Source organism: Nocardia concava NBRC 100430 (genome assembly GCF_000308815.1).
GTDB classification, from domain to species: domain Bacteria; phylum Actinomycetota; class Actinomycetes; order Mycobacteriales; family Mycobacteriaceae; genus Nocardia; species Nocardia concava.
The window spans coordinates 1-10,347 of record NZ_BAFX01000084.1 but is presented as its reverse complement, the minus strand read 5'-3'; the positions used below and the strand labels follow the sequence as shown (position 1 = coordinate 10,347).

The window sequence follows — 10,347 nt, the reverse complement described above, 5'->3', positions numbered from 1 at the left end:
GGTGGTCATCGCGCCACCCCCACCGGCTCGGGAGTGCCCGCGCCGGTGGCCAATTCGGCCTCCAGCTCGCGCACGATCGGCAGCACATGCTTGCCGAAATACTCGACTTCCTCGTGGTAGTGCAGGAATCCGAGCAGCAGCAGGTTCACCCCGCGCTTCTTGTATTCGACGATCCGGTGGGCGATCTGTTCGGGAGTGCCGATGAGCTTCGACCGGAATCCGTCGTTGTACTGGACCAGGTCCTCGAAGGTGGAGTCGGCCCACATGCCGCGCTTGTCGCCGGTGGAGTTGCCCGCCTGCTGCACCGCGCCCCGGAATCCCTCGACCGCCTCCGGGTCGGCCTTGGCGACGATCTCGCGCAGGGTTTCCTTCGCCTCGGCCTCGGTGTCGCGGGCGATGAGGAATCCATTGAGCCCGAATCGAACCGTGCGGCCGTGCTCGGCGGCCGAGGCGCGGACCTCGGTGATCTGCTCGGTGATGCCGTCGAAGTCCTTGCCATTGCTGAAATACCAGTCCGAGACCCGTCCGGCCATGGCCCGGGCCGCGGTGGAGTTGCCGCCCTGGAAGATCTCCGGATGCGGACGCCCCTGGGCCGCAATCGGTTTGGGTTTGAGGTCGAAGCCGCGCAGCCGGTAGAAGTCGCCCGCGAACTCGGCGGCGTCCTCGGTCCAGCTCTTGCGCAGCACCCGGATGAACTCCTCCGAACGCCGGTAGCGCTCATCGTGCTCGAGCCACGGCTCGCCGAGGGCGGTGAACTCGCCCTTGAACCAGCCGCTCACCACGTTCACCGCGGCCCGGCCGCCGGACAGATGGTCGGCGGTGGCCAGCAGTTTGGCCAGCACCGCGGGCTGCCAGAGGCCGGGATGGACCGCGGCGATGACCTTCAGCCGTTCGGTGGCCAGCAGCAGCGCCAGACTGAAACTGGTCGACTCGTGCTGATAGGCCGCCCCATAACTGGCCATGTACCGCACCTGGGTCAGCGCGTATTCGAAGCCATTGTTCTCGGCCAGCACCGCCAATTTCTTGTTGTAGTCGTAGCTCCAATCGGTGCGCTGCTCGATATTGCTGACGACCAGGCCGCCGCTGACGTTCGGCACCCAATAGGCGAATTTCAAAGGTTCTGCGAGAGTGTCGTTCTCAAAGTCCGTGGACACAGATACTCCATCGAGTAAGAAGGTGGATGTCGAGATTTCTGTGCGACGCCCCGCGCGATCGAAGCGCGTGCGGGAGTCGTCAGTGCGAACAACCCGGACCGGCGATGCGCATCAAATCGAGGTGCCGCCGCCGGGTGAGCAGAACGGTGGCCATGGGCTCGAGTCTATGAGTGTCGAAATATACTGTCCACCAGGCAGTTTCGATGGTGCGATAGGGTTTCCCTGTCACGTGCGCGGGCCTGTCACGCGGCGGTCGAATCGAGCGCGCCGGCCCGCCGGACCAGCGACTCGTGCAGTGCCCGGGCGGCGTAGGGAGGCGCTCCGGACTTGCGCTGCTGCGCCACCAGGAATACTTCCGGAACTCGGCATTCGAGCGGGCGCCAGGTAATCGAACCGCTCGCTTCGAGTGGATCGCCGATAATGCTGTAGTCGGGCAGGACGGTGACGCCCAAACCCTGCGCCACCATCATCTTCCCCATTTCCGCGCCATCGGTGGAGTACGAGAACAGCGGATGTCTGCCATTCAGCAGGCGGTGTACGAAACGATGCATCACATATCCGGACCGCATCACGATCAACGGCTCCGCGAGGAGATGTTCCACATCGATGGCCGACAACTGCGCGAGCGGACTGTCCGGGCGCACGCACACCACCGGCCGCCCCGACAGCAGCTCCGTCGTACCGAATTCCGGTGTCAGATCATCCCCGCGCAGGTAGTTCACCAGTCCGAGATCGAAACTCCCCTCGCGCAAGGCCCGATGGATCTCCGACTGCTGCGCATCCACGACCTCCACCTGGGTCTCGGGATGCGCGCCCCGGAACTCCCGGATCGCCGGAAGCACCAGCGAAGCCGTGGCCGCGTTCACCGTGCCCACCCGGACCATCCGGCTGACCCGATGCTGGTCGTCCGCGGCCTTCTTCAGCCGGTCGACGGCTTCCAGCACCTGGGCGATGTGCGGCAGCAATTCCCTGCCCTGATTGCTGATCCGCGCCCCCGACCGCCGCCGATCCAGCAGCTCGACCCCCAGCTCCCGCTCCAGGTTTCGCAGGGTCTCGCTCAGGGCCGGCTGCGACAGGTGCAACTCCTCGGCGACCCGCCGCAACGACCCCAATCTGGTGACCGCCTGGACATATTCGAGCTGCTCAATTCGCATGATCCTGCTCCATCGCCGTCGGCAACCCCCGCCCACTGCAGCCAGTGTGTGCGCCGCCGAGCGTTCACAGCAGGGTTGCGATCATCGAGAATCCTGGCCCGCCTACCTCGGGGGCGGTGAGCCGTGGAATCGGTGAAACAGATCGGCCCCGGAGTTCTCTCCGGGGCCGATCTCTCGAATCAAGCTGTGGCAGCGGCGAATCCGACTCTCAGATCCGCCAGGATGTCATCGATTCCCTCGATGCCGACCGCCAGCCGAACCAGACCGGGCGTCACACCGGAGGCGAGCTGTTCCTCCGGGGTGAGCTGAGAGTGAGTGGTGGAGGCCGGGTGGATGACCAGGGAGCGGACGTCGCCGATATTGGCGACATGGCTGTGCAGGGTCAGCGCCTCGACGAACTTCTTGCCCGCGTCCACACCGCCCGCGAGCTCGAACGCCACGATCGCGCCGGAACCCTTGGGGGCCAACTGTGCCGCGCGGTCGTGCCAGGGCGAGGTGGGCAGGCCCGCGTAGTGAACCGCGGTGACCTCGGGGCGGGCGGCCAGGAATTCGGCGACCGCCCGGGCGTTGCTGACGTGGCGCTCGATGCGCAGGCTCAAGGTTTCCAAGCCCTGGCTGATGAGGAAGGCGTTGAACGGGGAGACGGCCGCGCCCAGATCGCGCAGCAGCTGGACGCGGGCCTTGAGCGCGAAGGCGGGCGCGCCGAGGTCGGCGTAGACGACGCCGTGGTAGCTCGGATCGGGTTCGGTGAAGCCCGGGAATCGTCCGCCGCGCCAATCGAAGGTGCCGCCGTCGACGATCACACCCGCGATGGCGGAGCCGTGGCCGCCCAGGTACTTGGTGGCCGAGTGCACGACGATATCGGCGCCGTGGGCCAGCGGCTGGATCAGGTAGGGAGTCGCGACGGTGTTGTCGACGATCAGCGGGATGCCGGATTCGTGTGCGACACCGGCGATTCCGGGGATGTCGAGGATGTGGTTCTGCGGGTTGGACACCGTCTCGCCGTAGAACGCCTTGGTGGTCGGGCGGATCGCCGCGCGCCACTGCTCGATATCGTCCGGGTCCTCCACGAAACTCACCTCGATGCCCAACTTCGGCAGGGTGTAGTGGAAGAGGTTGTAGGTGCCGCCGTAGAGACGCGGGCTGGAGACGATGTGATCGCCCGCACCGGCGATGTTCAGGATCGCGAAGGTCTCCGCGGCCTGCCCGGAGGCCAGCAGCAGGGCCGCCACACCGCCTTCCAATGCCGCGATGCGCTGCTCGACCGCGTCCTGGGTCGGATTCATGATGCGGGTGTAGATATTGCCCGGCTCCGCCAGCCCGAACAGCGCCGCGGCGTGCTCGGTGTCCCGGAAGACGTAGGAGGTGGTCTGGTAGATCGGCAGCGCTCGCGCGCCGGTGGCGCCGTCCGGCGCCTGGCCCACGTGCACCTGCTTGGTCTCGAAACTCCAAGCGGCAGTGGGATCTTCGAGCTGGGACGAATCGGTCATCTGGGCCTCCGAGCGGGTGGAGTTGTGGCCGGCCCGGTGGGCCATGCCTGAGCAAAGGTAGAGCTACCCGCGTGTGAAGGCGACGGTTACGTTCGCGATGAACGCAACCCGGGAGGCTGTTCGGATCGCACGAGCACGACATCTCTCAGCACTGGCGGGTGAAGCGGACCTCCACCTCGGTGCCGTCGGATGTCGAACGGTTGTAGGCCAGGGCCGATCGGCCCTGATTGTCGATCGCTACGGATTGGAAGTCACCGAGTTCCCGGTCGGCTCCGCAGGAGGAGCCGCCGGTGCAGATGGGGCCGACCTTCACCGGTGTGGGGTCGGCGGAGACCAGGGGAGTGAAGGTTGCGCCGAAATCGGTGCTCTCCGTGTAGGACTCGTACCAGGGCGTGTCGGCGGGGGTGGTATCGGGGGTGGAATCGCTGCTGTTCCAGTAGAGGGAGACGGCGATCTTGGAACCCTTGGCGGCCACCCAGGGGTAGACCGAGGTGCCCGCGGCGGTGAGGGTTCGCGGCGTCGACCAGGTGTCGCCCCAGTCGGTGGAGGTGGCGAGGCGGACGATGCTGCGGGTGCCCGTGACGGCCAGCCAGACGGCGACGAGGTTGCCGCCGCCGGCGTCGGCGACCGTGGGGAAGACGAGCGTGGTGTCGGTATCGCCCGAGGGCGCAATGGGTTTCACCGACCAGGTGAGCCCGCCGTCCAGGGATCGGCTGAACTTCACGCCGCCGTTCTGGGTACCGAAGACGACGCCGACGCGATCGGTGAGGAAGGTGCTTCCGGGCGCGGCGACGATGGTGCCCGATGCGCAGGTGACGCAACCTTCCTGATCGACGATCGTGGCGGCGATGGTGGTCTGCGGGTAGAACAGGCCGTCGCCGAACGATTTCGACACCCCGATCCCGCCCGGCAGCTGGTGGTAGGCGAGATACACGGCCGTCCCCGAATTCGCCAGCCACGGCCGGTCCTGGACCGGTAGCCCCGCCGCCGGGAGCGGGATCCAGGAATCACCCTGATCCGAGGACCTGGACACGGTCGAGCTGCCGGCCCACAGATCGGCGAGGGCGAGATCACCGTTGGGCGCGATGGCGAGTGTGGCGTCGCCCCCGCCGGGCAGGTAACTGCGCAGTCCGGGGGCGGTCTCGACCCAGGTCGCGCCGCCGTCACGCGAGCGGAAGAGAAGGCTGGGCGAGGAGATCCCGACGGAAAGAACTCCGGTCGGTCCCTCGATGTAGAGCGTCCCATCGGGTGCGACGTGCATCCCGGGCTCGAATGCCTGCTGGCCGATCACGATCGGTGCGAGAAACGATTCTGCCCCGGCCCGTGCCTGCGGCGCTGTCGTGAGGACGGTGGCGGCCAGCACCGAACCGAGTAGAACCGGTGCGGTCTTCGCCCACGAAATCCCGACAGCCGAACGACGATTCCAGATCCGGAACATGGCGTTCCTCCCAGCGGCGGCGCGACGAGACATGACTCCCGTTCGACCTTTACCAGCACGTCGACCCCGGGTCAGCGTGTCTCGCGCACGCCACGGAGTGTCAGCGCGGGGACCTACCTCGCCGCGACGGCCGACCAACCGTAATAGGTCGCGGAGGTACCCGCCGCGACGGTTGCGACGGGGTCGCCGCTGCAGTCCTTGGATGCGAAGACCAGGAAATTGCGTGCGCTGCGGTTCTCGAAGCGGATGTCGCGGGGGAATCCGCTGGCCCAGCACGAGTCCAGGTCACTCAGTTCGAGGGTGTTGTCGACGATCACGACCTGGCGGCCGTCGCCGGTACCGAACGAGCCGGTCGGCAGCGCCGAAGCGATCGGTGCGCTGAAGGCGACCGCGGCGACGGCGAGAGAGCTTACGACAGAGCGCATTACAAAATTCATCCGATGATGCTATCCCTCCGCAACGGTCCAGCCGTATCGGGCATCTGCCTGATGCCGGGAACCCGTCGATGCGGTGGGCGCTGTTCGGGGTGGGTTGAAACCGGTTACGTGGTCGTACATTTCGCGTTGCGGTGGTGGAAACCGGGCGGGTTCGGTGGCCCTCGCGGACGGAGAATTCGGTATGGATCGATTTCGTGCGGCGATGGACGCGATCGAACGGCCCCACCCGGCGGACACGTGGGGGAATCGGATCTGCGCGGGGTTCGTCGATTGCTTGGATTGGGTGGATGCCGCCACCGTGGTACTGCGGCTGCGGCGGGGCAGTCTGGAATTGCTGGGCTTCAGCGACGACTTGGCGTTGTGGATTCAGGACATGCAGTTCGGTATCGGGGAGGGTCCCAGTCTCGACGCGTTCACCGCGGGCGTGTCGGTGGTGTCCGATGTGATTCAGGGTGGGGTGCGGTGGCCGGTGTTCTCCCGGGTCGTCGCGGAGAAGGGGTTCGCGGGGATGGCTGCCCTGCCGCTGCGGATCGGGCCGACGAAATTCGGTTCGGTGAACCTGTATTCATCGCAGGTCGCACCGATGTCGGCGCGCACGTATATCGGTGCGCAGGAGCTGACCGCGCTTACGGCCGAGGCGATCGCGCACCGGATCGTGGCGCCGAGGCCGGAGATCGTGCCGGTGGTGGACTATCACGAGGTGGACGTGGCCTGCGGAATGATCGCGGCGGCGCGAGGAATCGACCTCGATGCCGCGCTCCGGTCCCTGCGCGCCCAGGCACTGGTGACCGGCGCCTCGGTGCGTGCCGTGGCCGCTGACGTCGTGAACCGCCGCCTCACCGCGAACCGCCTGATCCACACCTGACTACTTGGAGTCGAGTTCGGCGGGCCCGAGTTGTTTCCGGGTGATGTTGCGGGGCATCACCTGAGCAGCGAACCGTCGACATCCGACTTGCCGCTGTGGGATGCCGGGTGATCAGCGAGAGGACTGGATCACGGGCATGAGTGATGAAGCGCGGCACAGTGAATGGGTCGCCCAGCCACACCCCGGCGACGAGCCGACATCGATCTCGGCGGCCGAGGCCGATGCCGCGAAACTGACCAGTGACGGGCACCCGCTGGGCAGGCCGGGGCGCCGGTTCGACCGGCGCTCGCCGTTCATGGTCGGGCTCACCGGCGCGGCGGGAGTGGTGGTGACGGTCGGGGCGGTGCGAACGGTCCTCGCCGCTCACGAAGCGCTGCTGCTCGTGGTGGCGGCGCTGTTTCTGGCCGTCGGTATCGAACCGGCCGTGTCGTGGTTGGTGCGCCACCACATTCGACGCGGATTCGCGGTCGCCTTGGTTTTCCTGGTGGTGCTGGGCGGGCTGGCCGGATTTCTCTGGGCCGCGATCACCCCGTTGATCGATCAAGGGCAGGCGCTGATCCACCACGCGCCCGATACCCTCCAGCATCTCGAGGACAGATATCCACTCGTTCACCGGGCCGCGGATCGTTTCCACCTCGATGAGAAGCTGCGTCAGGGCACCGTCATCGACTTCGGCAGGGCGTCACAGGGACTCGTCGGCGCGGGGAAGATGGTTTTCGGGGTGGTGACCGCCACGATCGTCGTCGCCGTGCTGACCGCCTACTTCTCGGCGACCTTCCCCGCCTTGCGGGCGAATCTCTACCGGCTGTTTCCTTACGACCGGCGACCCCGCGCGATTCTCATCGGGGACGCGATCTTCGCGAAGGTCGGCGGCTATGTCCTCGGCAACCTGCTGATCTCGCTCATCACCGGCATTCTGACCTTCATCTGGCTGACGAGCTTCGACGTCCCGTTCGCCCTGGTATTGGCCGTGCTCGTGGCGCTGCTCGACCTGATTCCCCTGATCGGCTCCACCCTGGCCGGTATCGCGATAGCGCTTGTCGCGCTGACGGTTTCACTACCGGTATGCATCGCCACCATCGTGTTCTTCATCGTCCTGCGATTGGTCGAGGACTACCTGCTGGTGCCCCGCATCATCGGCCGCACCGTTCGAGTCCCTGCCGTGCTCACCGTCGTCGCGGTCCTGATCGGCGGCTCCCTGCTCGGCGTTCTCGGTGCGCTGCTGGCGATTCCAGTCGCCGCCAGCCTGCTGCTACTGGTACAGGAACTCCTGTTCCCGAGACTGGACGCTCCCGAGACCATCGACCGCGACGACCGATCGAACGCCCCTTAGCTGCCGTGCAACGCCCGGTGACTGGTAGCGTGCGCGGTATGTCCATCGCTGTCCGTCTTGGTCCTGGTTGCCGCCCGCGCGGCTGCCGGGCGCCTGCGCGGCGGGTGCACGGACGTCGGGTGCGATGGGTGATCGGCTCCGAGCCGGGCCAGGTCAATGGGATGCGATGGCTTTGCGCGCCGCGCATCGTGCGGGGTAACTGAGGGTATTTCCAGGCCGACAGGGGCCGGGTTCCTCGCTGCGCGGGTACGCGTTCTCGTGACCTTTACCAGCCATCGCACCGGAACGGATGTTCCGGCTCAGGAGCATGTCGATAATGACCAGCAAGTACTTCATTCCTGCCGAGGAGCGGCAGAACCCAAGCGCCGAGGGATATTTCGGCGACTTCGGCGGGAAGTTCATTCCGGAGGCGCTCGTAACCGCCGTGGAGGATGTCGCCGAGGAATACCGCAAGGCCATCCGCGATCCGGAATTCGAGGCCGAGCTCGGGCAGCTGCTCGAGCATTACGCGGGACGGCCCACGGCGCTGACCGAGGTGCCCAGATTCGCTGAAAAGGCAGGTGGTGCAAGGATTTTCCTCAAGCGGGAGGATCTGAACCACACCGGCTCGCACAAGATCAACAATGTGCTCGGCCAAACACTGCTGACCAAGAGGATGGGCAAGTCGCGGGTCATCGCGGAGACCGGAGCGGGCTCACACGGGGTGGCGACCGCGACCGCATGCGCGCTGTTCGGGCTCGAATGTGTCGTCTACATGGGCGAAGTCGACATGAAGCGGCAAGCGCTCAATGTGGCCCGGATGAAAATGCTAGGGGCGCAGGTCGTTCCGGTCACCTCGGGGTCGCGCACCCTCAAGGACGCCATCAACGAGACGTTCCGGGACTGGGTGGCGAATACGGACAACACGCACTACGTCTTCGGGACGGTCGCGGGGCCGCATCCATTTCCCGCCATGATCCGTGATTTCCAGCGCGTCATCGGTGTCGAGGCGCGGCGGCAGTTACTCGAACGCACAGGGCGGTTGCCGGACGCGGCCGTCGCGTGCGTCGGCGGCGGATCGAACGCGATCGGGCTGTTCCACGCCTTCCTCGACGATGCGGACGTGCGGCTCATCGGGTGCGAAGCCGCCGGACACGGCATCGAGACCGGAGAGCACGCGGCGTCGCTGTCGGCCGGTGAGCCCGGCATTCTGCACGGCTCCCGGTCCTATGTGCTCCAAGACGAGGAAGGCCAGATCGCCGAGGCGTGCTCGATCTCGGCGGGACTGGACTATCCGGGGATCGGACCCGAACACGCGTTCTTGCACGACAGCGGCCGTGGTGAGTATCGCCCGGTCACCGATGACGCTGCGATGCAGGCCTTTCGGCTGTTGTCGATGACCGAGGGCATCATCCCCGCGATCGAAAGCGCTCATGCCTTGGCCGGAGCGCTCGACCTCGGCCGGGAGCTCGGCCCGGACGGTCTGATCCTGGTGAATCTGTCCGGCCGCGGTGACAAGGACATGGACACCGCGATCAGCTATTTCGGCTCGGACCGAGAAGCGAGTGTTTCGGAGGCACACAAGTGAGTGGAAACATCCAGTTGCTGAACGAGACCCTGGCGGCATCGAAGCGAGAGGGTCGCCCGGCGCTCATCGCCTATCTGCCCGCCGGATTCCCGACCGTCGACGCGGGCATCGCCGCCATGAAAGCGGTCCTCGATGCCGGCGCGGATATCCTCGAGGTGGGCCTGCCACACAGTGATCCGATCCTGGACGGCCCCGTGATCCAGACCGCCGCCGACCTCGCACTCCGGGGCGGCACTCGGATCAAGGACGTGTTGCGCACGGTCGCCGAGGTGCACCGGGCCTTCGGCAAACCCGTCCTGGTGATGACGTATTGGAACCCGGTCTCCCGCTACGGGATCGAACGATTCGCCGCCGAGCTTGCCGAGGCGGGCGGCGCCGGTTGCATCCTGCCCGACCTGCCCGTCCAGGAATCCGCCCGGTGGCGCGAACAAGCTGCCATGCACCAGCTAGCGACCGTGTTCGTGGTCGCGCCGAGTACCGGCAACGAGCGGCTCCACGAAATCACCTCTGCCAGCACAGGATTCGTCTATGCCGCTTCTTTGATGGGCGTCACCGGTACGGATGGATCGATCGGCGATACCGCCAGGCTCCTCGTCGAACGCACAAGGGCGGCAACCGAGCTACCGGTCTGCGTGGGCATCGGGATCTCGACCGGAGCCCAAGCGGCCGCGGTCGCGGGTTTCGCCGACGGCGTCATCGTGGGCTCGGCTCTTGTGAAGGCCGTGCTCGACGCTCCCGACGAGCCGACCGCCCTTACCGCCATCCACACCTTGACGAGCTCGCTCGCCACGGCAATCCGGAACTGAGCACCGAGCGGCACAAGCTGACCGGCAAGCCAAGGCCCCAGCTTGTGCCCCTCACGCGCGAGCGGTCGCGACCGCCGTGATGGCGTCGACGAATGCGGGCAGG

The 10,347-nt window shown here is 66.5% G+C and carries 10 protein-coding genes; 5 read left to right on the top strand and 5 right to left on the bottom strand.

Going from position 1 to position 10,347, the window contains the following annotated elements:
• Positions 1–5 precede the first annotated feature (5 nt).
• The 5 genes from sfnG to ON43_RS19690 all read right to left on the bottom strand — a co-directional run bounded on the left by sfnG (position 6) and on the right by ON43_RS19690 (position 5,661).
• Entirely contained in the window at positions 6–1,154 is a 1,149-nt protein-coding gene (sfnG, locus tag ON43_RS19710; RefSeq protein ID WP_051178725.1) for a dimethylsulfone monooxygenase SfnG, read from the bottom strand.
• A 242-nt stretch (positions 1,155–1,396) separates the two neighbouring features.
• Positions 1,397–2,308, bottom strand: a complete 912-nt coding sequence (locus tag ON43_RS19705) for a LysR family transcriptional regulator (protein ID WP_040809552.1) — start codon at positions 2,306–2,308, stop codon at positions 1,397–1,399.
• 179 nt (positions 2,309–2,487) lie between these two features.
• On the bottom strand, positions 2,488–3,798 hold the full coding sequence (locus ON43_RS19700; protein ID WP_040809556.1) for a bifunctional o-acetylhomoserine/o-acetylserine sulfhydrylase: 1,311 nt from the start codon (positions 3,796–3,798) through the stop codon (positions 2,488–2,490).
• A 145-nt stretch (positions 3,799–3,943) separates the two neighbouring features.
• Positions 3,944–5,236, bottom strand: a complete 1,293-nt coding sequence (locus tag ON43_RS19695) for a sialidase family protein (protein WP_040809551.1) — start codon at positions 5,234–5,236, stop codon at positions 3,944–3,946.
• 113 nt (positions 5,237–5,349) lie between these two features.
• Positions 5,350–5,661: a hypothetical protein gene (locus tag ON43_RS19690; RefSeq protein WP_040809550.1), complete on the bottom strand. Its 312-nt coding sequence runs from the start codon at positions 5,659–5,661 to the stop codon at positions 5,350–5,352.
• A 214-nt stretch (positions 5,662–5,875) separates the two neighbouring features.
• Here ON43_RS19690 and ON43_RS19685 point away from each other — a divergent pair, with 214 nt between their 5' ends.
• The 5 genes from ON43_RS19685 to trpA all read left to right on the top strand — a co-directional run bounded on the left by ON43_RS19685 (position 5,876) and on the right by trpA (position 10,244).
• The gene (locus ON43_RS19685) at positions 5,876–6,538 is read left to right on the top strand and encodes an ANTAR domain-containing protein (protein ID WP_040809548.1); all 663 of its coding nucleotides are present in this window, start codon (positions 5,876–5,878) and stop codon (positions 6,536–6,538) included.
• Between the two features lie 136 nt (positions 6,539–6,674).
• Positions 6,675–7,871: an AI-2E family transporter gene (locus ON43_RS19680; protein WP_051178727.1), complete on the top strand. Its 1,197-nt coding sequence runs from the start codon at positions 6,675–6,677 to the stop codon at positions 7,869–7,871.
• Between the two features lie 38 nt (positions 7,872–7,909).
• Entirely contained in the window at positions 7,910–8,074 is a 165-nt protein-coding gene (gene trpM / locus ON43_RS47175; protein WP_157514113.1) for a tryptophan biosynthesis modulator TrpM, read from the top strand.
• 113 nt (positions 8,075–8,187) lie between these two features.
• A complete protein-coding gene (gene trpB, locus ON43_RS19675) occupies positions 8,188–9,438 on the top strand; it encodes a tryptophan synthase subunit beta (RefSeq protein WP_040809546.1) in 1,251 nt (416 codons plus the stop codon).
• Positions 9,435–10,244, top strand: coding sequence for a tryptophan synthase subunit alpha (gene trpA, locus ON43_RS19670; RefSeq protein WP_040809545.1), 810 nt, complete (start codon positions 9,435–9,437; stop codon positions 10,242–10,244). Before trpB ends, trpA begins: the two co-directional genes overlap by 4 nt.
• The last annotated feature ends 103 nt before the right edge of the window (positions 10,245–10,347 follow it).

Excerpts from the sequence above, each read along its gene's own strand:
- ON43_RS19705 (WP_040809552.1), bottom strand. The coding sequence starts at position 2,308 with ATGCGAATTGAGCAGCTCGAATATGTCCAGGCGGTCACCAGATTGGGG.
- ON43_RS19695 (WP_040809551.1), bottom strand. The coding sequence starts at position 5,236 with ATGTTCCGGATCTGGAATCGTCGTTCGGCTGTCGGGATTTCGTGGGCG.
- ON43_RS19685 (WP_040809548.1), top strand. The coding sequence starts at position 5,876 with ATGGACGCGATCGAACGGCCCCACCCGGCGGACACGTGGGGGAATCGG.
- ON43_RS19690 (WP_040809550.1), bottom strand. The coding sequence starts at position 5,661 with ATGCGCTCTGTCGTAAGCTCTCTCGCCGTCGCCGCGGTCGCCTTCAGC.
- ON43_RS19680 (WP_051178727.1), top strand. The coding sequence starts at position 6,675 with ATGAGTGATGAAGCGCGGCACAGTGAATGGGTCGCCCAGCCACACCCC.
- trpM (WP_157514113.1), top strand. The coding sequence starts at position 7,910 with ATGTCCATCGCTGTCCGTCTTGGTCCTGGTTGCCGCCCGCGCGGCTGC.
- ON43_RS19700 (WP_040809556.1), bottom strand. The coding sequence starts at position 3,798 with ATGACCGATTCGTCCCAGCTCGAAGATCCCACTGCCGCTTGGAGTTTC.
- trpB (WP_040809546.1), top strand. The coding sequence starts at position 8,188 with ATGACCAGCAAGTACTTCATTCCTGCCGAGGAGCGGCAGAACCCAAGC.